The 22,410-nt window shown below is 61.3% G+C and carries 21 protein-coding genes; 10 read left to right on the forward strand and 11 right to left on the reverse strand.

What is annotated here, in order from left to right:
- Positions 1–24: 24 nt before the first annotated feature.
- Both GN234_RS15155 and GN234_RS15160 read right to left on the reverse strand, forming a co-directional pair.
- A complete protein-coding gene (locus GN234_RS15155; RefSeq protein ID WP_109752199.1) occupies positions 25–915 on the reverse strand; it encodes an esterase/lipase family protein in 891 nt (296 codons plus the stop codon).
- A gap of 130 nt (positions 916–1,045) precedes the next feature.
- Positions 1,046–1,684 (reverse strand): FMN-dependent NADH-azoreductase, encoded by a 639-nt coding sequence (locus GN234_RS15160; protein WP_116834058.1) that lies wholly within the window; start codon positions 1,682–1,684, stop codon positions 1,046–1,048.
- Between the two features lie 137 nt (positions 1,685–1,821).
- Between GN234_RS15160 and GN234_RS15165 the strand changes: the two genes are divergently transcribed.
- Both GN234_RS15165 and GN234_RS15170 read left to right on the forward strand, forming a co-directional pair.
- A complete protein-coding gene (locus GN234_RS15165) occupies positions 1,822–2,763 on the forward strand; it encodes a LysR substrate-binding domain-containing protein (protein ID WP_176688719.1) in 942 nt (313 codons plus the stop codon).
- 57 nt (positions 2,764–2,820) lie between these two features.
- Positions 2,821–3,351 (forward strand): ferritin-like domain-containing protein, encoded by a 531-nt coding sequence (locus tag GN234_RS15170; protein ID WP_109752196.1) that lies wholly within the window; start codon positions 2,821–2,823, stop codon positions 3,349–3,351.
- A 119-nt stretch (positions 3,352–3,470) separates the two neighbouring features.
- Here GN234_RS15170 and GN234_RS15175 read toward each other — a convergent pair whose 3' ends face one another.
- A complete protein-coding gene (locus GN234_RS15175; protein ID WP_176688720.1) occupies positions 3,471–5,546 on the reverse strand; it encodes an AsmA family protein in 2,076 nt (691 codons plus the stop codon).
- A 377-nt stretch (positions 5,547–5,923) separates the two neighbouring features.
- Between GN234_RS15175 and GN234_RS15180 the strand changes: the two genes are divergently transcribed.
- The 7 genes from GN234_RS15180 (at position 5,924) to GN234_RS15210 (ending at position 11,107) form a co-directional block, all read left to right on the forward strand.
- Positions 5,924–6,433: a hypothetical protein gene (locus GN234_RS15180; protein WP_109752194.1), complete on the forward strand. Its 510-nt coding sequence runs from the start codon at positions 5,924–5,926 to the stop codon at positions 6,431–6,433.
- Positions 6,434–6,589: 156 nt separating this feature from the next.
- On the forward strand, positions 6,590–7,222 hold the full coding sequence (locus GN234_RS15185; RefSeq protein WP_109752193.1) for a TetR family transcriptional regulator: 633 nt from the start codon (positions 6,590–6,592) through the stop codon (positions 7,220–7,222).
- A gap of 172 nt (positions 7,223–7,394) precedes the next feature.
- Positions 7,395–7,895 carry an urease accessory protein UreE gene (gene ureE, locus GN234_RS15190; RefSeq protein WP_063323158.1) on the forward strand — a complete coding sequence of 167 codons (501 nt, stop codon included), beginning with the start codon at positions 7,395–7,397 and terminating at the stop codon, positions 7,893–7,895.
- Complete coding sequence (locus GN234_RS15195) at positions 7,892–8,566, forward strand: urease accessory protein UreF (RefSeq protein WP_176688721.1); 675 nt, start codon at positions 7,892–7,894, stop codon at positions 8,564–8,566. Before ureE ends, GN234_RS15195 begins: the two co-directional genes overlap by 4 nt.
- Positions 8,567–8,575: 9 nt before the next feature.
- A complete protein-coding gene (gene ureG, locus GN234_RS15200; RefSeq protein ID WP_003197309.1) occupies positions 8,576–9,190 on the forward strand; it encodes an urease accessory protein UreG in 615 nt (204 codons plus the stop codon).
- 31 nt (positions 9,191–9,221) lie between these two features.
- A complete protein-coding gene (locus GN234_RS15205; protein WP_109752191.1) occupies positions 9,222–9,794 on the forward strand; it encodes a HupE/UreJ family protein in 573 nt (190 codons plus the stop codon).
- 179 nt (positions 9,795–9,973) lie between these two features.
- Entirely contained in the window at positions 9,974–11,107 is a 1,134-nt protein-coding gene (locus GN234_RS15210) for an AGE family epimerase/isomerase (protein WP_163855528.1), read from the forward strand.
- A gap of 159 nt (positions 11,108–11,266) precedes the next feature.
- Here the strand turns inward: GN234_RS15210 and GN234_RS15215 are convergent, their stop codons facing one another.
- The 8 genes from GN234_RS15215 to amaB form a co-directional block, all read right to left on the reverse strand.
- A complete protein-coding gene (locus GN234_RS15215) occupies positions 11,267–12,031 on the reverse strand; it encodes an SDR family oxidoreductase (protein WP_103310938.1) in 765 nt (254 codons plus the stop codon).
- 852 nt (positions 12,032–12,883) lie between these two features.
- Positions 12,884–13,600, reverse strand: coding sequence for an ABC transporter ATP-binding protein (locus GN234_RS15220; protein WP_176688722.1), 717 nt, complete (start codon positions 13,598–13,600; stop codon positions 12,884–12,886).
- Complete coding sequence (locus GN234_RS15225; protein ID WP_109752188.1) at positions 13,597–14,469, reverse strand: ABC transporter ATP-binding protein; 873 nt, start codon at positions 14,467–14,469, stop codon at positions 13,597–13,599. The genes GN234_RS15220 and GN234_RS15225 overlap by 4 nt, the downstream gene beginning before the upstream one ends.
- Positions 14,466–15,746 carry a high-affinity branched-chain amino acid ABC transporter permease LivM gene (gene livM / locus GN234_RS15230; protein ID WP_116834052.1) on the reverse strand — a complete coding sequence of 427 codons (1,281 nt, stop codon included), beginning with the start codon at positions 15,744–15,746 and terminating at the stop codon, positions 14,466–14,468. Before livM ends, GN234_RS15225 begins: the two co-directional genes overlap by 4 nt.
- 2 nt (positions 15,747–15,748) lie before the next feature.
- On the reverse strand, positions 15,749–16,663 hold the full coding sequence (locus tag GN234_RS15235; RefSeq protein ID WP_042732182.1) for an ABC transporter permease subunit: 915 nt from the start codon (positions 16,661–16,663) through the stop codon (positions 15,749–15,751).
- A 164-nt stretch (positions 16,664–16,827) separates the two neighbouring features.
- A complete protein-coding gene (locus GN234_RS15240) occupies positions 16,828–17,964 on the reverse strand; it encodes a branched-chain amino acid ABC transporter substrate-binding protein (RefSeq protein ID WP_109752186.1) in 1,137 nt (378 codons plus the stop codon).
- A 371-nt stretch (positions 17,965–18,335) separates the two neighbouring features.
- Positions 18,336–19,619: an L-pipecolate oxidase gene (gene amaA, locus GN234_RS15245; RefSeq protein ID WP_163855535.1), complete on the reverse strand. Its 1,284-nt coding sequence runs from the start codon at positions 19,617–19,619 to the stop codon at positions 18,336–18,338.
- Between the two features lie 155 nt (positions 19,620–19,774).
- Positions 19,775–21,265 (reverse strand): L-piperidine-6-carboxylate dehydrogenase, encoded by a 1,491-nt coding sequence (amaB, locus tag GN234_RS15250; RefSeq protein ID WP_109752184.1) that lies wholly within the window; start codon positions 21,263–21,265, stop codon positions 19,775–19,777.
- Positions 21,266–21,443: 178 nt separating this feature from the next.
- On the opposite strand from amaB, the gene GN234_RS15255 reads away from it, so the two are divergent.
- Entirely contained in the window at positions 21,444–22,355 is a 912-nt protein-coding gene (locus tag GN234_RS15255; protein WP_109752183.1) for a LysR family transcriptional regulator, read from the forward strand.
- Positions 22,356–22,410 lie beyond the last annotated feature (55 nt).

Consider the following 22,410-nt stretch of genomic DNA (forward strand, 5'->3'; position numbering starts at 1 on the left):
AGAACGACAACGCGGTCCAACCAGCTACACCCCGGCAGCCTTCAACCGCTCGGCATGCTCGACAAACAACCGGATCGGCTCGGCCCCCTTGCCCACCAGCCCCAGCGACTGGTTGACGATATCGAAGTGGTCCAACGGATAGTCATCGCGGATGACCGTGCCCAAGTGCGAGCTGTAGCGTCCGACCATGCCGTCGCATTGCCCTACCTCCCTTACAAAGGTGCGGGCGAATAAACGGCAACTGCGGTTGGTGCCGTCGAACAGGTTGCGCCCCTTATCGGTCTTGCCCGGTTGCAAGGTGCCGGACCAGGAGTAATAGCGCACGCCGTTGACTTCTTCCGGGCCATGCCCGCCCCAGGTCACCGGCAGGCCCTGTGGATAACGCTGGTTGAACAGCGTTACCCCGGCGGTGGTCAGGGAGGCATGGGAAGCGTGGATATCCACCGGTAGCTTCGGCCCCCGATAACCAGTATCCAGCAGGCTCATCAGGGCGTTGATCAGTCGCAGCACGGCACTGAGCACGCGCCCCCCGGCACTGTCGGCCGGATAGTGGAGTTGCAGGTAATCAGCCAGCTCGGAACCGTGGTTGGTGCCGGCCACCGAAGTGACCGACGCCACCAGGTCCGGGCGCTTGGCAGCTGCATAGCGGGCGGTGAGGCTGCCCTGGCTGTGGCCGATCAAATTGACTTTCTGCGCACCGGTTTGCCGCAGGATCTCCTCGATCCGCGCCAGCAATTGCTCGCCGCGCACCTCGGACGAATGCAACGGCGAAACCTTCACCGCCACCACCACCGCCCCGCCGCGACGCAACGCCGAGACGATCCCATACCAGTACGGGTACAGCACCAGGCGTATGAACCCGAGCATGCCCGGGACCAGCACCAGCGGGTAGCGAGTGGCGCAGCGTTGCGACATGGCGACATCCTTGTGATCAAGAGGTGGTCCAGCATCGGTACCGATGATGACCAGTCTATGACACCCGTGTTACTTGCGAGCCATGAAACTGTGAGCGCTTGCTCCCGTTAGGCTGTGCAGCAGGCTTTTCTCAAAAGGTCCGTGCCAACGCCAGCAAGCGCTCCTCGGCCTCGGCACAGGACAAGGCAAAACTGCGCTCGGCCGATTCTTCGCCTTCGGCCGCCACCACCGTCACATCGGTGATACCGATAAACCCCAGCACGGTACGCAACAACGTATCGGCGTGGTTCATGCTCTCCAATTGGCCGCCGGGCCCGAAACCAAAATCGCCGCGACTGGTCACGATCAGCGCCTTCTTGCCCAACACCAACGGCTCGTAGTGCGACACGCCGTTATCCAGGCGGTGGTTGAACGTCAGCCCGATGCGCACGATCTGGTCGATCCAGGCCTTCACGCCACTGGGCACGCTGAAGTTGTGCATGGGCGCGGAGATCACCAGTCGATCATGGGCTTGCAACTCCTCGACCAAGGCATCGCTCAGGGCCAGGTCCGCTTGCATGATCAATGGTCGCTCCTGAGGCTCGGGGTAGAACGCCGCGGCGATGAAGGCTTCGTTGACCGGCGCGATCACCGTCCGTCCGACTTCGCGACGGGTCAATTGCGATTGTGGATGGGCAGCCTGCCACGCCGAGACAAACGCCTCGGCCAGGCGCCGGGAATGGGAGCGTTCACCACGAGGACTACCGTGCACTACAAGAATCTTGCTCATCTGAATCTCCTTTTATGCAGCTACAATCAACACTGTTCGTGCCTTGCAGCTTGATATCCAGGGCTGCTTCCAGACAAATGAGCGCTAGTTCATCTGGATGAATTAATTTCATCCATTGTATTTTCAGGAGAGTTCAGATGTTCGCCAGCCTGCCGCTCAATGCCTTGCGCGCCTTCGAATCAGCCGCGCGACTGCTCAGTTTCAAGGCGGCTGCGGCGGAGTTGTCGGTGACGCCGACGGCGGTCTCCCATCAGATTCGAGCCTTGGAGAGCTGGCTGGGGCTGATGCTGTTCGAACGCCTGCCACGCCAGGTACGCCTCACCGAAGGCGGGCAACGCTTGTTCCACAGCCTGCACGGGGCCTTGCTGGAGGTGGCGCAAAGTGTCGACACCCTGCGCCCGCAACGCAGCACCAGCCACCTGACCCTGTCCACCACCGCCGCGTTTGCCGCCCTGTGGCTGGTGCCTCGCCTGGGCCGGTTTTATGCGCGGCACCCGAACATCAACGTGCGCCTGGACACCCATTGCGAGGTGATCGACCTGCATCAGGACGCCAGCGTCGACCTGGTGGTGCGCTACAGCCTGGAGGCCTACCCGAACCTGTACGGCATGTGCCTGTTCGATGAAAGCTTCGGGGTCTATGGCTCGCCTGAGCAGGTAGCCCTGGCGACCCGGCAGGCGCCGACGCTGATCAGCGTGCGCTGGCACAACTCCAAGCTGTACGCCCACGGTTGGGATGCCTGGTGCGCCCAGGCCGGGGAAACCTGGCTGACCCGACAGCCATGCATGCGCGAGTACGACGAGGAGCATTACGCCTTGCAAGCGGCGATTGCCGGGCAGGGCCTGGTGCTGGCGAGCAATATCCTGGCGTCCGAAAGCATCGCCAGCGGCTTGCTGGTGGGCTATCGCCCGGACGTCCAGGTCAATGGCGCCGGCTACAGTGCCCTGTGCGTCCCGGGTCGCGAACGCCATCCGCCGGTGCGGGCATTCTTCCAGTGGCTGGGAGAGGAAGCGCGGCTGTCCGGTCATGCGCTGAAAAACTCGGTAAAACTTTTTCAGGACCGCGTCACTCACATTTAGAGTGATCGCGCCAGCAGAGCGTGACGCCCAAACCGGATCAGCCTCCAGGAGAACGAGATGAGCGACATGCACTTATCCGATGTAACCACCCTGCGCGAACGTGCACGGCAGAACGTGCAGAATGGCGCAGTGACCGAAGGCTACGGCGCCGATCGACAGGAAGTCATCCGCCTGCTCAACGAAGCGCTGGCCACCGAACTGGTCTGCGTGCTGCGTTACAAGCGCCACTACTTCATGGCCGCCGGCCTCAAGGCCAGCGTGGCGGCCAACGAGTTCCTCGAACACGCGAACCAGGAAGCCGAGCACGCCGACAAACTCGCCGAGCGCATCGTGCAACTGGGCGGCGAGCCGGAGTTCAACCCCGACCTGTTGACCCGCAATTCCCACGCCCAGTACGTGGCGGGCAACACCCTCAAGGAAATGGTGTACGAGGACCTGGTGGCCGAACGGATCGCTATCGACAGCTACCGGGAAATCATCCAGTACATCGGTGAAAAAGACCCGACCACCCGGCGCATCTTCGAAGACATCCTGGCCCAGGAAGAAGAGCACGCCGATGATATGGCCGACATTCTGGCCGACCTCTGATACCGCTATCGCGAGCAGGCTCGCTCCCACATTTGATCGGGTTTCTTCAGGAAGAATGCGATCCAGTGTGGGAGCGAGCCTGCTCGCGATAGGGCCAGTAGCCTCACTGCAAGACTTGGCTACCGAGTGGGCTTGACCGTCACCGGCGCCTTGCCCGCCTTCATCTGCTCCAGCAGCGGCGCGCACTGGTTCGGCTCACCGCCGCTGGGCGCCACCAGTGCCAGCAACCCGGCGGCCGGTGCGGCGATCACGCCCAATGCCACCATCCCGGCACCGCGCAGCATCAGCGGTACCGCCTTGACCCCGGCGGCGGGCTTGGCGAACGTGCCTCGTACGTACAATGGCGAGCGCAGGGAAATCAGGCGCCAGCCCTTGGACTCGGGGGTGATGGTCAGGTCCAGCTGTTCACTCGCCATGTTCGCCGTGCCGTCGATGTAGATGATCGCGTTCTCGGTGTCGAACACGAACAGGCGTGTGGTTGCCAGGCCGGTTTTGATGTCGAAGTCCGCCGCCGCGCAATTGATCTTCACTTCCTTGTCGCCAAAGATCTTCCCCACCACGTAGTTGCCAACGTTCAGCCCCGCCAGCTCCATCAATTCCCGGCTGATGGCGCCATCGTTGATGAGCATTTTCAGTGTGCCGTTGGAAGTGCCCAGCAACGCCGCCACCGAATTGCCGCGCCCGGAGATATCGGCATCGCCGTTCAATTCACCGAAGCTGGTTTTCATCGGCTCAAAACCCGGAAACAGCTGCTTGAGCTTGAACCCACGCGCCGTCAACTTCGCCTGGCCTTCAAGGGGCTGGGTGTGCCCGTTCAGGCGGATCTGTGCATCGAGCCGGCCACCAGCCACGCCGAAGCGCAGGGGCTCAAGGCTCAACTGCCCATCGTTGAGCACCAGATGGGTGTAAAGGTCGGTGAACGGCAACTGTTCGCTATGGACAATGCGCTTGCCGGTGAACTCCACATCGGCGTCCATCACGCTCCAGCGCTCGGTGCGAAACTCTTCCACGGGCAAGACCTTGTCGGCCGGCTGCTTGCTGGCGCCGCCCCGGGCCTTTTGCTCGGTATTGGAGTCAGCACCGATCAGCGGCGCCAGGTCGCTGAACAGCAGTTGATTGGAGACCAGTGCGCCACTGAGTTTCGGCCTGGGCTGGCTGGCGACGTAGGCCAAGTCACCGTGGATATCGCTGTCGCCGATCTTGCCGTTGAACGCCTCATAGCGAAACAGCGCCCCACCCGGCTCATGCAACTTGGCAATCAAGCGGCCATCGGTGGCATAAGGCGGCGAATCCGGCAGGGTCACGCCGGTCAGCGGGTAGAGATGAGCCAGGCTGTTGCCGGCCAGTTTCAGACGCAAATCCAGGGCCCCGAGGTTCATCGGGTCGGTCAGGGTGCCAGCCAGTTCGACGCGGGTATCGGCGATCTTCGCCTGGGCCTGGATTGGAAAGGGTCGTGATGCATCCTGCAAGGCCAGCAAGCCGCCGACCTTGCCGGAGCCGCTCAGGTTTTGCCCGTGATACTGCCCGGTGACCTTGAAGGCGAACGCGTAGTCCTGCGGTGTCGCACCTTGGTCCTGGGCTTTTTTCGCGGCCTTGTCACCGACGATATCGCTGAACGGGATGGGTTTGCCCAGCGGGTCGATCAATAGGTCGAGGCGGGTCTTGAGCCTCTGGTCATCAAGGATGACGTGGCCTTTGTCGAAGCCGATGGCCCCGATGTCCACCACCCAGCTGGATGGCTCGGCATCCGGGTCTTTCGGATCGAACTGGAAGATCCAGTTGGCGCGCCCGTCGGCCAGGCGTTGCAGGTTGGCGTCGGGTTCAGTCAGGTCAATGCGCGGGATCGCCACCCGTCGGGCCAGCAGCGCCAGGGGCGAGATACGCAATTCAACACGCTTGAGCGTGACCATTTGCGGGGTTTTCGACCAGTCCGGGTTACCCAGGCTCAAGTCCTCGGCCACCACATGGGGCCAGGGCAACCAGGCTCGCCAACCCCCTTCCTCTGGCTCACGCTGCCAAGCCACCGCCAGGTTGCCGTTGATGGCGAAGGGGCGATGCAGTTCCTCGGAAACCTTGGCATTGAGCGTGGGCTTTATGCGGTTCCAGTCGAAGAAAGCGATGACCAGGACCAGCACCGCCAGCAGGACAACAAGGCTGGCAAAGCTCCAGGCGAGGATTTTCGAGGTGCGCGTCATGCACAAGGCTCCTGATGAACAAATCAGCGTCTCGCAATCGCGACGCCTTGGAAACACGAACCTGCAGTCGGTTCGTTATAAAGGGTTGGACTGGTAGAACGGCCCACAGGTGCCGATGAACGGCGCAAAAAAAGCCAGGATCCTGACCAACCAGCCAACAAACTGTTACCGCACCCGCACATTTGCGAGGCGTCGATGGGTACAAAATACCCACGACAGTGCAAAACCGCACCTCGGAAAAGCCCGTTCTAGAGCCTTCCGCGCAAACAATCAATTCCGTTGATTATTACCATTGTCTTTATGAACTTTTATATCGACTTATCGAGAGTAGCATTGCCCTCGTACCCACTTTATCGCCCTCCCAAGGAGCAACGATCATGAAACGCCAATTACTGATGAGCCTGTCCCTTTCACTGCTGGCCTCTACTGCTTTCGCACTGCCAGCTTCCGAACAAGCCACGCCACAGGTCAAGGACAGCCACTCTGTCTACAGCCAGACGGTTGCTGAAGGTGGTCGTGATCGCCTGGAAGAAAAAGGCCTGGTTCAAGATGGTTCCGACCGTACGCCACAAGGCCAGACCCTCGCAGCCGACGGTTCCGACCGCACCCCACAAGGCCAGACCCTCGCAGCCGACGGTTCCGATCGCACCCCACAAGGCCAGACCCTCGCAGCCGACGGTTCCGATCGCACCCCACAGGGCCAGACCCTCGCAGCCGACGGTTCCGACCGCACCCCACAAGGCCAGACCCTGGCAGCTGACGGTTCCGATCGCACTCCACTGGGCGAAACCCTGGCCGAAGGTGGTTCTGACCGCACCCCACTGGGCGAAGCCTTGGCAGCAGACGGTGGTGACCGCGTGATCGAACGCAACAGTGCAGTGAGCTGAGCCCATGGTGGCCCGGAAAAAAGCCCGATTCCTCCAATCGGGCTTTTGACTTTTCAAGCCCTTCGTTTTCCCCAATCGATCCCTCTCTACCGTTCGACGTTGGCAAAGCCGATTTGCTAGAGTGCGTCGCTCCCATGAATCAGAAGTCAGCTTGCGATGCTGCCCCGCGCCGAACAGAAACAACAGACCCGAATTGCCCTGATGGATGCAGCCCGCCATTTGATGGAGTGTGGCCGGGGATTCGGTAGCCTGAGCCTGCGGGAAGTTGCCAGGACGGCAGGCATCGTGCCCACCGGATTCTACCGGCACTTCGACGACATGGACCAACTGGGCCTGGCACTGGTCTGCGAAGTCGGCCAGACCTTTCGCGAAACCATCCGCCTGGTACGCCACAACGAATTCGTCATGGGCGGCATTATCGATGCCTCGGTGCGGATCTTTCTCGATGTGGTGCAGGCCAACCGCTCACAGTTCCTGTTCCTGGCCCGCGAGCAATACGGCGGCTCCCTGCCGGTGCGCCAGGCCATCGCCCAACTGCGCGAAGACATCAGCTCGGACCTGGCTGCCGACCTGGCCTTGATGCCCAAGCTGCAGCACCTGGACCTCGCAGCCCTGGGGGTGATGGCCGACCTCATCGTCAAGAGCGTGTTCGCCACCCTGCCGGACATCATCGACCCACCCGCCCACGCGCTCCCCGAACACCTCACGCCCCAGGCGAAGATTACCCAGCAACTGCGGTTCATCTTTATCGGCCTCAAGCATTGGCAAGGGCTGGGCAGTACCGAATAACCCACTGTTTTCTTTGCAAAGCCGCAAAATGGTGCGAAATATTTCAGCGCGCACCAATATGGCACGCAATCCGCCCCATCCTGAAACGCCATCCCAGCTATTTCCTACACCTCCTTCGATTGGCAAGCCCCTTGCTCTAAACACAGCACTGTTCATTGCTGGAAGCACTCCGATGCTGGTGATTCACCGCAGAATCGACACTCAACCGCGCTGGGACGCCGAGTTGCACCTGACCTTCGACGCCCGCAGCAAAAGCCGCCTGCGCTGTTTCAGTGCCGAGGGTGAAGACGTGGGGTTGTTCCTTGAGCGAGGCCAGCCGCCGTTATACGACGGCGAATGCCTGCAAGCCGAAGACGGTCGCATCGTGCGCGTCTGTGCCCGCGCCGAGCAATTGCTGCATGTCACCTGCGCCAACGCGTTCGAACTGACCCGCGCCGCCTATCACCTGGGCAATCGTCATGTCGCCCTGCAAGTGGGCGACGGCTGGTTGCGCCTGTTGGACGATTACGTACTCAAGGCGATGCTCGAACAACTGGGGGCCCGCGCCGAATCCATCGAAGCGCCGTTCCAACCGGAACACGGCGCCTATGGTGGCGGCCATCATCATTCCCGGCACGGCGACGAAGATTTCAACTACGCGCCACGCCTGCATCAATTCGGCGTGCGCACATGAACCCGGCCTGGGCGCTGCTGCGTCTGGCCAGCCCACAGTTGCCAATTGGCGGCTACAGCTATTCCCAAGGGCTGGAGATGGCGGTGGACAACGGCCAGGTAAAAAATCCCGACGACGCACGTCGCTGGATCAGCGATCAATTGCTGCTGAACCTGGCCCGCTTCGAAGCGCCCTTGTTGCTGGCTCACTGCACCGCAGCAGCCGCTGACGATTGGGACGCGCTGCTGCAACATTGTGAAGCGCACCGCGCCAGCCGGGAAACCCGTGAGCTGTATCAGGAAAGCCGGCAAATGGGCTACTCGTTGCAGCAACTGCTCGCCGGCCTGCCGGAGCTCGACGCCACCGCACGGGGCTTTCTGGAACAACGCAGCGAGCCGCACCTGGCATTGTGCTGGGCCTTGGCCGCCCGCGCCTGGCATATCACCCCCCAGGACGCCCTCGCCGCCTGGCTGTGGAGTTGGCTGGAAAACCAACTGGCAGTGCTGATGAAAACCCTGCCCCTGGGCCAGCAAGCCGCCCAGCGCCTGACCAGCGAACTGCTGCCGCTGTTGCAACAGGCCCAGCACAACACCTCGAACCTCGATCCCGATCATTACGGCAGCGCCGCGTTTGGCCTGTCCCTGGCGTGCATGGCCCATGAGCGCCAGTACAGCCGTCTGTTCCGTTCCTAGGAGACACCCATGAATACACAACCTCTGCGCGTCGGTATCGGCGGCCCGGTGGGTTCCGGCAAGACCGCCCTGACCTTGGCCCTGTGCCTGGCCCTGCGTGAACGCTACAACCTGGCGGTGGTCACCAACGACATCTACACCCGCGAAGACGCCGATTTCCTGGTACGCAACGAGGCCCTGGCGCCGGAGCGGATCATCGGCGTGGAAACCGGCGGCTGCCCGCACACGGCGATTCGCGAAGATGCGTCGATCAACCTTGAGGCGGTGGATCAGTTGAATCGACGCTTCCCGGGCCTGGACCTGATCCTGGTGGAATCGGGCGGTGACAACCTATCAGCGACCTTCAGCCCCGAGCTGTCGGACCTGACGATCTATGTGATCGACGTCTCGGCCGGCGACAAGCTGCCGCGCAAGGGCGGACCGGGCATCTGCAAATCAGACCTGCTGGTGATCAACAAAATCGACCTGGCACCGCTGGTGGGCGCGTCCCTGGAAATGATGGACAGCGACACCCGGCGGATGCGCAACGGCAAGCCCTTCGTGTTCAGCAACCAGAAGACCGGCCAGGGCCTGGACGACATCATCGCCTTCATCGAACGCCAGGGCCTGCTGACCGCCGCCTGATCTTTCCGACTGACCACAAGGAAGCCTATCCATGACCTTCAAACGTATCCTCGGCGCCCTCGCCCTGCTACTGACCCCAGCCCTGGCCTTCGCCCATCCCGGCCACGGCGACAACGGTCTGATCGCCGGCCTCGGCCACCCCATCGGCGGGCTCGACCATTTGCTGGCGATGCTCGCGGTCGGCTTATGGGCCGCACAACAACAGGGTGCCGCACGCTGGGCGCTGCCGTGCACCTTCGTCGGCACGATGCTGCTCGGCGGCCTGCTGGGCTTTGAAGGCCTGGCGCTGCCGGCGCTGGAAGGCGGGATCGCCGCCTCGGTGCTCGCCCTGGGCCTGGCGGTGGCACTGGCCGTGCGTCCGCCGTTGAGCCTGGCAATCGGCGCGACGGCACTGTTTGCGCTGTTCCATGGCGTGGCCCATGGCCTGGAACTGCCAGACATGTCGAGCCCCTGGGCCTATGCGGCAGGGTTCGTCGCGGCCACGGCGGCGCTGCACGGCGCAGGTTTTGCCCTGGTGCGGGTGATGCCACGAGCGGCGGCGCCATTGGTTCGGTTGGCTGGGGCGGCTTCTGCGGCGACCGGGGTTTGGTTGTTGGCCGGTTGATTTCAAGCGCCCGTTAAGGCCTCATCGCGAGCAGGCTCGCTCCCACATTAATCGGTGTACACCATACCCTGTGGGAGCGAGCCTGCTCGCGATGGCGGACTCGCAGGCCCCTCATCTCTCGGGCCTGCCACTCTGCTACCATGTCGCGCAATCGCCCCCAGCCGTGACGACGTCCGCCAATGCCTGATGCTTCCCGCCCCGCCCCCCAGCCTGAATTGACCGCCCTGTTCGCCACGGTGCGTGAGCATTTTCACGAGGTGATCGTGCCAATGTGGCAAGGCCCGGGCTGGAATGCCGAACTGGCGTTGCCCTACGAATCCCTGGATGCCAGGCATGCGCCGCTGCCGCCCCAGCGCTACCGCGCCATGGCCTGTGCACGGCAGTTGTATGTGTTCGCCAGCCTGATTGGCGAAGTGCCCCAGGCCGAGGAGCGGGCCAGCGCATTGTTCCGCTCGTTGCAACGGCACTTCCACGATGCCGAACATGGCGGCTGGTTCTACAGCATCGACCCGCAGGGCACACCGCTGGACACCAGCAAGGACCTTTACACCCACGCCTTTATCCTGTTCGCCTGCGCCCATTACTGGGGCAAGGTTCGCGAACCGCTGGTGGAATCGGTGCTCAACGCCAGCCTGGAGGTCATTGCCCAGCGCTTTGCCAGTACAGACGGCCTCTACGAAGCCAGCCTCAAGCGCGACTGGTCGACGAGCGGATCCGGCCCGTTGCAAAACCCGTTGATGCACTTGGCCGAAGCGTTCCTCGCCACCCTCGCGGTCCGCGAAGACGCCAACGTCCGCCAAGCGTTGCTGAGCCTGTGCGACGGGATGGCCAAGCATTTCATCGAACCGCAGCAACGGGTCATGATGGAAAAACCACTCAAGGCTGTGGATAACTGGTTCGAGCCGGGTCACCAGTTCGAATGGTATTACTTGCTGGCCTCATCGCCCCTGTTGCGCAACGGCAAGTTGCACAACGCCCTGGAACACAGCTTCGGCCATACCGAACAACGCGGCGTCGAGCCGGACTCCGGTGCGGTGTGCGCGATGCTGGACCTGGAGCCACAAGCAGGCCCACGCGATGCCACCCAACGAATCTGGGCTCAGGCGGAATACTTGCGGGCGCTGACATTGCGTTCGGGAAGCGAAGGGACTTTGTTGTCTCAACTACGGGCGTTGCAACAGCATTTCCTGCATGCCAAGGGCTGGAACGAATGCCTGGACGCCGATGGCATGGTCAGCCGTCGGGACATGCCGTCCACCACGCCGTATCACCTGCTGACCTGCTATCGCGGGCTGGCCGATTATCTAGGCTGATTGGCAAACCGCTATCGCGGGCAAGCCTTGCTCCCACAGGGATTTGAGCAGCCCTGCTCCCCCAGGGATAGATCAAGCCTGTGGGAACAGCCCTATTTCCCAGAAATGAATCAAAACCTGTGGGAGCAAGGCTTGCCCGCGATGAACGATAACGCGGTCTTATGTTTTGTTGCGCTCAATGGCGAAACCAGCCCAGGTCTGGCTCACCGGCATCAGCTCCAGGCTGTTGATGTTGATGTGCGCGGGAGTGTTGAGCACCCAGAAAATCGTATCGGCGATGTCCTGTGGCTGGATCGGCTCGGCACCGGCGTAGGTGGCGTTGTAGCGCTCCTGGTCGCCACCGAAGCGCACCAGGGAAAACTCGCTTTCGCACAGGCCTGGCTCAATATTGCTCACCCGCACGCCCGTGCCTTGCAAGTCGCAACGCAGGTTCAGGGAAAACTGTTTGACGAACGCCTTGCTCGCGCCATACACGTGGCTACCCGGATACGGGTAGTTGCCGGCGATGGAACCCAGGTTGACGATCCCGGCCCCTCGGCCGTGGGCGATCAGGCGCGGCAGCAGCAGGCGAGTGCTATAGATCAGCCCTTTCACATTGGTGTCGACCATGGTGTCCCAGTCATCGAGATCACACTTGGGCGCCGGGTCGACGCCCAGGGCCAGGCCGGCGTTGTTGATCAGCCCGCGCAATTTGGCGAAGGACGGCGGCAGGTTGGCGATTGCCTCTTCCATGGCCTTGCGATCACGCACGTCCAGGACCAGGCCATGGACTTCGGTCTGCTTCGACAGCTCTGCACAGAGAGCATTGAGGCGTTCTTCACGACGACCGGTCAGCACCAGTTTCCAACCGGCCTCGGCAAAACGACGGGCACAGGCTTCACCAAAACCGGACGTCGCGCCGGTGATAAACAGGGTGTCAGACATCGTGTTCTCCTTGTTTGAACTTCAAAAGCCGTTGAATGGAAATCGGCACACAGCATGCCCGGCCTGGCACGCTGGGAGCAAGGCTTGCACACGCGCGTTGCCCCACAACTGCTCATAAAACATCCAATCCAGGCCAGGCCTTGTCCAACAAGGCCCGCAGCCGGTTGCCCGCATCTTATCCACAGGCACGTCCACAGTAATCGGGGGCAAGTGCAAATCCCGCAAGCCGCTGTGCATAAGGCTTTGCGAGGTATTTGGAAATTTTTTTCGCTTGACCCTGCAAGTGACGTTGTGCAGCGCAATTTATCTGCTATAAGCCGACACTGGGTGGGCGATGGCTCCAAGCCAGTAACGACGGCCCTCAGCGCGGTCTTTCCAGAGTTTAATCACAGACTTATCCACAGGCTTGCCCACAGAATTTCGAGCCCATTGCAGCGCCCATAAAAGTGTTGACAACAGCTCCTTGAGCTTGACCAAAAACACCTGATCAAAAAAATAACCACAGCCCTGCAAGCCACGTATTCAAAGGCTTGCAGCCAGCTACTCCCACGTTACCCACAGCCAGTTCCACAGCAAACGGGGACAAGTCAAAACCGTGACAAAACAACTGTTTGCGGCGACTTTATGTCGCGGTTTCGCAGGGGCTCAGGATTGTTGTCCACAATTCTTCGGCACAGCCAAAATCCCATTGTGGGAGCGGGCTTGCTCGCGAAGGTGGCGGGTCAGTCAACATTGACGTCCCCGGCACTCCGCTTTCGCGAGCAAGCCCGCTCCCACAGGGGTTTTCGGTGGGTTGAAGAATAAAAAAAACCCGGCGATCACTCGCCGGGTTTTGTTATTGCTGTACCCGCCTCAGTGCCCGCCCAGATACGCGTTGCGCACTTCCTCGTTGGCCAGCAGTTCCTTGCCCGTGCCGGTCAGGCGGATTTCGCCGTTGACCATCACATAGGCCCGGTCCGACAGCCTGAGGGCGTGGTTGGCGTTCTGCTCCACCAGGAAGATGGTCATCCCGGTGGAGGCCAGCTCACGCAGGGTGGCGAAGATCTGTTTCACCACGATCGGTGCCAGCCCCAGGCTCGGCTCATCGAGCAGCAACAACTTTGGCCGGCTCATCAATGCCCGAGCGATGGCGAGCATTTGCTGCTCGCCACCGGACATGGTCATGGCCCGCTGGTTGCGCCGCTCCTTGAGCCGTGGAAACAGCTCGAACATGCGCTGCATGTCTTCGCTGGCGTATTTGTCACCAATGGGGATGGTGCCCATCAGCAGGTTTTCCTCGACGGTCATGTCGGGGAAGACCCGCCGCCCTTCCGGCGACTGCGCAATGCCGTTGGAGGCAATGTAGTGCGACGACTTCTGGGTGATGTCCACGCCTTGGTAGATGATCTGCCCGCCTGCCGCACGTGGCTGGCCGAAGATCGACATCAGCAGCGTGGACTTGCCGGCCCCGTTGGAGCCGATCAGGCTCACGGTCTCGCCTTCGCCAATGTGCATCGAGACTTTTTTCAGGGCCTGGATCGGCCCGTAGAACACATCCAGTTCCTTGAGTTCGAGGATAGGTCCACTCATACCAGTTCCTCTTCATCGGCACCCAGGTAGGCCGCGATCACCTTCGGATCGTTGCGGATCGCCTCGGGACCGCCCTCGGCGATCACGTTGCCGTGGTCCAGCACCACGATGTGGTCGGAAATGCTCATTACCATGCCCATGTCGTGTTCGATCAGCACCACGGTCAGATCATGCTCGTCACGCAGCAGCCGGATCATCGCGCTCAGCGCTTCGGTTTCCTGAGGGTTGAGGCCGGCGGCCGGTTCATCGAGGCAGATGATCTGCGGGCGGGTGCACATGGCCCGGGCGATTTCCAGGCGCCGCTGCTGGCCATAGGAAAGCTCCCCGGCGAGGCGGTTGGCACAATCCACCAGGTCCACCACTTCCAGCCAGTAGAACGCATGGTCCAGGGCGTCGCTTTCAGCCTTGCGGTAGCCCTTGGTGTTGAGGATGCCCGCCACCAGGCTGCGGTTGACCCACATGTGCTGGGCGACCAGGAGGTTTTCCAGCACCGACATTTCCTTGAACAGGCGAATGTTCTGGAAAGTGCGCGCCAGGCCGGCGCGGTTCACCAGGTGGGTGCCGCCGAACATCTTGTAGTACAGCCGGCTGGCGAAGGATTTCGGCGACACGAAGTCGGTTGGGCGAAACGCTTCGCCCAACAGCTTGATGACGTTGGTTCGCTCGCCACGCACGTTGAGTTCGATCTTGCCGCCCGAGGCCTTGTAGAAACCGGTCAGGCAGTTGAACACCGTGGTCTTGCCCGCGCCGTTGGGGCCGATCAGGGCGAAGATCGAGTTGCGTTTGACTTGCAGGCTGACATCGCTGAGGGCCTTGATGCCGCCGAACTGCATCATCAGGTTTTCAACTTTGAGTACGACTTCGCTCATGGCGCTACCCCCTTGCGCGGCGTCACACCGGTACGGCTGATACGGATCAGGCCGCGCGGGCGCCAGATCATCATCAACACCATCAGTACGCCGAACAGCAGCACCCGGTATTCAGAGAAACTGCGCAGCAGCTCCGGGGCCACGGTGAGCACGAACGCGGCAATCACCACGCCGACCGTCGAGCCCATGCCCCCCAGCACCACGATTGCCAGGATCAGCGCCGACTCGAAGAAGGTGAACGACGCCGGGTTGACGAAGCCCTGGTAACTGGCGAAGAACACCCCGGCCAGGCCCGCCGTGGACGCGCCAATAGTGAAGGCCGAGAGCTTGACCAGCACATGATTCAGGCCCATGGAGCGGCAAGCGATTTCATCCTCGCGCAGGGCCTCCCAGGCACGCCCGACTGGCATACGGGTCAGGCGATGCTTGATGTAGAGCACCAGCAGCACAACGATGAACAGCACGATGTAGATGAACAGGAATTTCAGGTTCGGGTTGTAATCGATGCCGAAGAACTCATGGAACGGCACCCCGCCATCTTTCGCCCTTCGACCGAACTCCAGGCCGAAAAAGGTCGGCGAAGGCACAGGCATGCCGTTCGGTCCGCCGGTGAACGACAGCCAGTTGTTGAGCACCAGGCGAATGATTTCCCCGAAGCCCAAGGTCACGATGGCCAGGTAGTCACCGTGCATTCGCAACACAGGAAAACCCAGTATGCACCCGGCCATCGCCGCCGTAATGGCCGCCAGCGGCAGCACCGTCCAGAAACCCAGCCCCAGGTATTGATAGCCCAGCGCCAGGCCATAGGCGCCGATGGCGTAGAACGCCACGTAACCCAGGTCGAGCAGCCCCGCCAGGCCAACCACGATGTTCAGGCCCAGGCCCAACAGCACATAGATCAGCCCGAGGATGACCACCGTGAGCACATATTTGTTGGCAAAGAACGGAAACACGATGGCAATCACGATCAGCGCCGGGATAATCCAGCGCAGGTTCGACTTGTAGTCCGGTGGCAGTACATGAACGCCGGAACCGGTGCTTTCGAACCCCTGGAGCACCTTCAGGCCCTTGGGTGTTTGCAGGAACAGGCTCAAGGCAAAGCGCCCGACCATCACGATCGCCACCAGCCAGCCGACGCGGGCCGGTTGCAGGTTGAAGCTGTAGCCGTCGAGCACCACGCCGACAATCGGCCCGAACACGATCAGCGAGATCAGGCCGGCCAGGATCGCGTCGATGACGCTCTTTTTGATATCAATCGGTTTATTGGCAGCAGACATACTTATACCTTCGCCACGAGTGGGCGACCCAACAGGCCTTGGGGACGGAAAATCAGAATCAGCACCAGCAGCGAGAAACTGAACACGTCTTTGTAGTCAGAGTTGATCAGACCGGAGAACAGCGACTCGGAGATCCCGAGGATGATCCCGCCAAGCATCGCCCCAGGCAGGGAGCCGATACCGCCGAGTACCGCCGCGGTGAACGCCTTGATGCCGATGATGAAGCCGGCATAGAAGTCGAACGTGCCGTAGTTCATGGTGATCAGCACACCGGCCAGGGCCGCCATGGCTGCACCGATGATGAACACGTAGGAAATCACCCGGTCGGTGTTGATCCCCAGGATCGACGCCATCTTGCGGTCTTGCTGGGTGGCGCGGCACATGCGCCCGAGCTTGGTGTACTTGATGATGTAGGTCAGCAAGGCCATCCCGGCGAATGCGGCGACCAGGATGAAAATCTTGGTGTAGGTGAGCTGGACGAAGCCGCTGCCGATGTCGACGCGCATGGCGCCTTCGAGCAGTGTCGGCACGCCCTGTTGGCGGGCGCCCTGGCTGATCTGCGCGTAGTTCTGCAGGATCAGCGAAATGCCGATGGCACTGATCAGCGGTGCCAGCCGGGTCGAGTTGCGCAGGGGTTTATAGGCGACGCGTTCGATGACCCAGCCATAAACCCCGGTGACCACGACCGTGAACACGAGAGTGCCGAGGATCATAAGCGGAAAGGATTCGATACCGAAGTAAGCCAGCAGAGCCAGACTGATTGCCGCGAGGTAAGCGGAAATCATGTAAACCTCGCCATGGGCGAAGTTGATCATGCCGATGATGCCGTAGACCATTGTGTAGCCGATGGCGATCAGACCATAGACCGACCCGAGGGTCAGGCCATTGATCAGTTGCTGCAGGAAAATACCATCCATAACGCAATCTCACGCAGTGAGAACCTGCACACCCTGGGGTGTGCGGTTCTTCTAAGGAAAATACAGATGTACGTCGGAGCAATGTCAGGCACGACCGCTGCGCATCCCTTGGCAACCGGGGCTTGCCCGGCTCCCAAAGGAGGCCTGGACGGTCGCGTCAGGCCTTACTTCTGTTTTTCCAGCTGGTGGTATTTGCCGTCCTTGTCCCACTGGTAAACCACGTAGTCGGAGACTTTCAAGTCGCCCTTGGCGTCCCATTCCTTCTTGCCCATCACGGTCTGGACAGGGTTGGCCTTGAGCCACTTGGCCGCGTCTTCGCCTTTATTGGACTTGGCGCCATTGAAGCCGGCGGCCAGGGCCTGGACCGAAGCGTAGGCGTACAGGGTGTAGCCTTCAGGCTCGGTGCCATTCTTGCGGAATTCGTCAACCACGGCCTTGCTGTCTGGCAGCAGGCGCGGGTCGGCGCCAAAGGTCATGTACACGCCATCGACGTATTGCGCGCCGCCGGCGGTGGTGACCAGTTCGTCGGTCACGATGCCATCGTCGGACATGAATTTCACGTCCTTGAGGCCTTGTTCACGCAATTGGCGAACCAGCGGGCCGGCTTCCGGGTGCAGGCCGCCGAAATAGACCACATCGGCACCCGTCGAACGGATCTTGGTGACTACGGCGCTGAAGTCTTTTTCGCCACGGGTCAGGCCTTCGTACAGCACTGGCTTCACGCCACGCTCCGTGAGCCGGGCCATGGTTGCATCCGCCAGGCCCTGGCCGTAGGTGTCCTTGTCGTGCAGCACGACGACTTTCTTGCCCTTGAGCACGTCGACAATGTAGTCACCCGCCACGATGCCTTGCTGGTCGTCACGACCGCACATGCGGAACATCGCGCTCAGGCCACGCTCGGTAACCTTCGGGTTGGTCGAGCCCGGGGTGATCGCGATGATGCCGGCTTCGTCATAGACCTCGGAGGCCGGGATGGTATTGGACGAGCAGAAGTGCCCGACCACGCCGATTACCTTGTCCTGTTCGACCAGGCGGTTGGCCACGGCAACGGCCTGCTTGGGTTCGCAGGCGTCGTCGCCCGCAACCAGTACGATTTTCTCGCCGTTGACGCCACCCGCTTTGTTGATGACATCGGCTGCCGCCTGGGCCCCCTTCATGTACTGCTCGCCAAATGCAGCGTTGGCGCCGGTCATCGGCCCCGCCACACCAATTTTCACATCAGCTTGAGCAAACGCAGAAACACCCAGCGCAGCTGCCACTGCGAGGGCCAGGAAACCTTTCTTGTAAAACGTCTGGGACATGAGGTGGTGCTCCAAGGTTTTTTTTAGTTGGCACTGCGACTTCATTTCACTGAAAAGCTCAGAGCAAGGGCCGTGCCATCGGTTTTTTATTCTGAAAAAAGTCGCTGCTTTATTGTTATTTCGACTGTTTCGGGCCCTTTTTCATAGGGCGTGCAACCGTCTAAACCGCACGAGGTGCAACCTTTTACTTAAATGGGTGAAACCCTCCTTGAGCCATCATTGCAACCATCACACGAAACGGCGTGCAACCACTGTGTAACAACCCACGTCACCGAACTGCACACTGTCGGTGCGCGACTGCTACAACCCGCACCATAACAGGCTAGACGCTATGCCGGAAAAACGTGGCTTCCGGCAACATTTTTCAACACTCAAATGACGATCCGCAGGCACTGGCCCGCGTGATACAGCGAAAAGCCCGCCTCATACAAGCAACTGCGCAGGCCCACCCCGGCCAACGGCTGCATGGGTGCGAACGGAATCGGCAGCGCCTGGGCATTGCCGTGGCACAGGTAGTCGGCGAAAGCCTTGCCCACCACTGTACCGGTGGTCACGCCCCGACCGTTGTAGCCGGTCACGGCCACCAGCCCCGGGGCCGGTTCGAACAGACGCATCAGGTGATCAGGGGTGAAGGCAATGCAACCGGTCCAGGTACATTCCCACTCAACCGACTTGAGGTAAGGGAAATAGTGCTGCTGCACCCGGTCGGCCCAAGCCTTGAGGAACCAGGTCGGCTTGCGGTTGCCATTGCCCAGGCTGCCCAGCAGCAAACGGCCGTCCTTGTCCCGACGGATGCTGCTTAACACCTGGCGGGTATCCCACGAACCCTGCCCACCCGGCAGAATGCGTCGGGCGGCCTCGTCGGTCAGTGGGGTGGAGGCGACCTGATAGTAATAACCGGGGAAGAAATTTCGCCGCAGCTCGGTCCAGTCGCCTTCGGTATAGGCGTTGGAGGCGATCACTACCTGCTCGGCCAATACCGAACCCTGGGCGGTCTGCACCGACCAGCGCTGGTCTTGGCGTTCCAGGCGCGTCACCGGGGAATGGTCGAACAACTGGCCGCCAAGGTCCGTGGCCGCCTTGGCCAACCCGCTGGTGTAGGCCATCGGATTGAGGGTGCCGGCGCGGCGGTCGAGCAATGCCGCGGCGATTTTCGACGTACCGGTCGCCTCGGCACACGCCTGGCCGGTGAGTAACTCCACCGGGGCACCACGGCGTTTCCATTGTTCTTCGCGACTGCGCAGGTCTGCCTCACCCCGGGCGTTATGGGCCATGTGCAAAGTGCCTTCGCGGCGCAACTGGCAATCAATGTTGTATTTATCGATGAGGCTGAACACCAGGGCCGGCGCGGCCCCCAGCATGCGGTTGAGCTGGCTGCCCACCGCCTCGCCGAACCCGGCCTCGATGTCGTCCGGCGGGATCCACAGGCCGGCGTTCACCAGGCCGACGTTACGCCCCGATCCGCCATGCCCGGCGCGGTGGGCTTCCAGCACGGCAACACGCTTGCCCTGCTCCAACAAGTGAACCGCCGCCGACAGCCCGGTGAAACCGGCACCGATCACACACACATCAACGGTGATTTCGCCCGTCAGCGCGGTGTTTTCAGGCCTTTGCGGCGTCAGCTTTTCCCACAGACATTCTTCGCGTAACGGCATTGCCAGACTCCGAAAAAGAAACCCAACCATCACACACGACTCATTGTGGGAGCGAGCCCGCTCGCGATGGCGGTGTATCTGCCAATATTGATGTCGGCTGATCCGGCGCTATCGCGAGCAGGCTCGCTCCCACAGGGAATTCCGTTGACTCAGCCTCAGTCGAAGGTAATCCCCTGCGCCAACGGCAACTCCAGCGAGTAGTTCACGGTGTTGGTCTGACGACGCATGTAGCCGCGCCATGCGTCGGAACCGGATTCGCGACCGCCGCCGGTTTCTTTCTCACCGCCGAATGCACCGCCGATTTCCGCGCCGCTCGGGCCGATGTTGACGTTGGCGATGCCGCAGTCGCTGCCCACCGCCGACATGAACTGCTCGGCTTCACGCACGTCGGTGGTGAAGATGCAGGACGACAGGCCTTGGGGCACGGCGTTGTTCAGGTGCAGGGCCTCGGCAAAGTCCTTGTAGCCGACCACGTACAGGATCGGGGCGAAGGTTTCGCTACGCACCACATCACTCTGCTCCGGCATCTCGACGATGGCCGGCGAGACGTAATAGGCATTCGGGAACTGGTCTTCAAGCTGGCGCTTGCCACCAAATACTCGCCCGCCTTCGCTCAAGGCCTGCTCCAGCGCATCCTGCATGTTGTCGAAGCTGTGTTTGTCGATCAGCGGCCCGACCAGATTGCCTTCCAGCGGGTGACCGATGCGCACTTTCGAATAGGCGGCCTTGAGGCGGGTGACGATTTCTTCCTTCACCGACTCGTGGGCAATCAGCCGGCGCAGGGTGGTGCAACGCTGGCCGGCGGTGCCGACGGCGCTGAACAGGATGGCGCGCACGGCCATATCCAGGTCGGCGCTCGGGGCCAGGATCATGGCGTTGTTGCCGCCCAGCTCCAGAATGCTGCGGGCGAAGCGCGCGGCGACTTTCGGCGCCACTTCACGGCCCATGCGGGTGCTGCCGGTGGCGCTGATCAAGGCCACGCGCGGGTCATCCACCAATGCTTCACCGGCATCGCGACCACCAATGATCACCTGGCTCAGGTACGGCGGTGCATCGCTGAAGTTCTTCAGTACACGCTCGAACAACGCCTGGCACGCCAGGGCAGTGAGCGGAGTCTTTTCCGACGGTTTCCAGATCACCGCGTTACCGCACACCAGGGCCAGCGTAGTGTTCCAGGCCCAGACCGCGACGGGGAAGTTGAAGGCACTGATCACCCCGACCACGCCCAGCGGGTGCCAGGACTCACGCATGTGGTGGCCCGGACGCTCGGAGGCGATGGTCAGGCCGTACAACTGGCGGGACAGGCCGACGGCGAAGTCGCAGATGTCGATCATCTCTTGCACTTCACCCAGGCCTTCCTGGGTGATCTTGCCAGCTTCCCACGACACCAGTTCGCCAAGGTCAGCCTTGTATTCACGCAACAGGTCACCGAATTGACGTACCAGCTCGCCACGACGCGGGGCCGGCACCTGGCGCCACAGGTCGAAAGCGTGTTCGGCACGGCTGACCTGCTGCTCGACTTCAGCCGCGCCTTCCCAGTTCACGGCGCCGATGCGACTGCCATCAATGGGCGAATGCACCGGTTGTGTGCCGTTCTGGTACAGGGCCGAGTCGACGCCCAGGCGATCAAGCAATGCAGCAACCATGGAAAATTTCCTCACACGAAAGACAAAGAATTGGCAGCCGGACGAATACGGCTGATCAGACCTGTAGTTGTAGCTGGCCCGAGACTTGCCAACAAACGACCTTTAAGCGAGATATCATTCCGTTTATTCATGCTGGCCATGACCGGATAAGCAGAGCCACAAGAAATAAGGCCTCATCATGCTCAATAAACGCTATTTGCCGTCGATCACGGCACTGCAGTGCTTCGAAGCGGTGACCCGCCACCTGAGCTTCACCCGCGCCGCCGAAGAGCTGAACCTGACCCAGAGCGCAGTCAGCAAGCAGGTCGCGCAATTGGAAGAGTTGCTGCAGCATTTGCTGTTCCGGCGCATACGCCGCCGCTTGCAACTGACGCCAGCCGGAGACTTGTACCTGGGAGAAGTGCGAAAAATCCTCACGCAGGTGGAGATGTCTACCCATTACCTGCGCTCCTACGGCGGCGATACCGAAGTCCTGCGCGTTTCCACTCCCCCGACCTTCGGTGCCCGCTGGCTGGTCCCGCGCCTGAAGGGCTGGCGACTGCGGCATCCGACGATTCACCTGGATCTGTGCAGCGAGCAGGAGGCCGACGATCTGCTGCAAGGGCGCAGCGACCTGGCGTTCTATTTCGGCCAGGGCTCACGGCCCGGCACCGAATCCCTGAAGCTGTTTGGCGAAGAACTGGTGCCGGTCTGCGCGCCCGGCAGCCTGCCTGAGCAGCCTTTTACCGACCCGACCCAACTGGCCGAGCTGGTGCTTTTGCAAAATGCCTCGCGCCCCCAGGCCTGGCACGACTGGTTCGACAACCAGGGCTATCACACCGAACACAGCTACCACGGGCCGCGCTTCGAAACCTTCTACATGTGCATTCGTGCCGCCCAGGTTGGCTGTGGCGTAGCCTTACTGCCGCGTTTTTTGGTGGAAGAAGAATTGGCCGACGGCAAGTTGGTCATTCCCTGGCCTCATGCGATGCCCAGCACCAACGCCTACTACCTGGCCTACCCGGAACATTCGGCGGAAGTGCCCAAGGTGCGGCTTTTTGTCGAGTGGATGCTGGAGCAGATCGACAACCCGGATGGACTGCAGCAATAAGCCATGGATGACGTTCATGGCCAAAAAAGCTTCAGTGACCAAAAAAAACTGGCAA

The sequence above is a fragment of the Pseudomonas bijieensis genome (assembly GCF_013347965.1).
GTDB classification, from domain to species: Bacteria; Pseudomonadota; Gammaproteobacteria; order Pseudomonadales; family Pseudomonadaceae; genus Aquipseudomonas; species Aquipseudomonas bijieensis.

Excerpts from the sequence above, each read along its gene's own strand:
- GN234_RS15155 (WP_109752199.1), bottom strand. The coding sequence starts at position 915 with ATGTCGCAACGCTGCGCCACTCGCTACCCGCTGGTGCTGGTCCCGGGC.
- GN234_RS15160 (WP_116834058.1), bottom strand. The coding sequence starts at position 1,684 with ATGAGCAAGATTCTTGTAGTGCACGGTAGTCCTCGTGGTGAACGCTCC.
- GN234_RS15165 (WP_176688719.1), top strand. The coding sequence starts at position 1,822 with ATGTTCGCCAGCCTGCCGCTCAATGCCTTGCGCGCCTTCGAATCAGCC.
- GN234_RS15170 (WP_109752196.1), top strand. The coding sequence starts at position 2,821 with ATGAGCGACATGCACTTATCCGATGTAACCACCCTGCGCGAACGTGCA.
- GN234_RS15175 (WP_176688720.1), bottom strand. The coding sequence starts at position 5,546 with ATGACGCGCACCTCGAAAATCCTCGCCTGGAGCTTTGCCAGCCTTGTT.
- GN234_RS15180 (WP_109752194.1), top strand. The coding sequence starts at position 5,924 with ATGAAACGCCAATTACTGATGAGCCTGTCCCTTTCACTGCTGGCCTCT.
- GN234_RS15185 (WP_109752193.1), top strand. The coding sequence starts at position 6,590 with ATGCTGCCCCGCGCCGAACAGAAACAACAGACCCGAATTGCCCTGATG.
- ureE (WP_063323158.1), top strand. The coding sequence starts at position 7,395 with ATGCTGGTGATTCACCGCAGAATCGACACTCAACCGCGCTGGGACGCC.
- GN234_RS15195 (WP_176688721.1), top strand. The coding sequence starts at position 7,892 with ATGAACCCGGCCTGGGCGCTGCTGCGTCTGGCCAGCCCACAGTTGCCA.
- ureG (WP_003197309.1), top strand. The coding sequence starts at position 8,576 with ATGAATACACAACCTCTGCGCGTCGGTATCGGCGGCCCGGTGGGTTCC.
- GN234_RS15205 (WP_109752191.1), top strand. The coding sequence starts at position 9,222 with ATGACCTTCAAACGTATCCTCGGCGCCCTCGCCCTGCTACTGACCCCA.
- GN234_RS15210 (WP_163855528.1), top strand. The coding sequence starts at position 9,974 with ATGCCTGATGCTTCCCGCCCCGCCCCCCAGCCTGAATTGACCGCCCTG.
- GN234_RS15215 (WP_103310938.1), bottom strand. The coding sequence starts at position 12,031 with ATGTCTGACACCCTGTTTATCACCGGCGCGACGTCCGGTTTTGGTGAA.
- GN234_RS15220 (WP_176688722.1), bottom strand. The coding sequence starts at position 13,600 with ATGAGTGGACCTATCCTCGAACTCAAGGAACTGGATGTGTTCTACGGG.
- GN234_RS15225 (WP_109752188.1), bottom strand. The coding sequence starts at position 14,469 with ATGAGCGAAGTCGTACTCAAAGTTGAAAACCTGATGATGCAGTTCGGC.
- livM (WP_116834052.1), bottom strand. The coding sequence starts at position 15,746 with ATGTCTGCTGCCAATAAACCGATTGATATCAAAAAGAGCGTCATCGAC.
- GN234_RS15235 (WP_042732182.1), bottom strand. The coding sequence starts at position 16,663 with ATGGATGGTATTTTCCTGCAGCAACTGATCAATGGCCTGACCCTCGGG.
- GN234_RS15240 (WP_109752186.1), bottom strand. The coding sequence starts at position 17,964 with ATGTCCCAGACGTTTTACAAGAAAGGTTTCCTGGCCCTCGCAGTGGCA.
- amaA (WP_163855535.1), bottom strand. The coding sequence starts at position 19,619 with ATGCCGTTACGCGAAGAATGTCTGTGGGAAAAGCTGACGCCGCAAAGG.
- amaB (WP_109752184.1), bottom strand. The coding sequence starts at position 21,265 with ATGGTTGCTGCATTGCTTGATCGCCTGGGCGTCGACTCGGCCCTGTAC.
- GN234_RS15255 (WP_109752183.1), top strand. The coding sequence starts at position 21,444 with ATGCTCAATAAACGCTATTTGCCGTCGATCACGGCACTGCAGTGCTTC.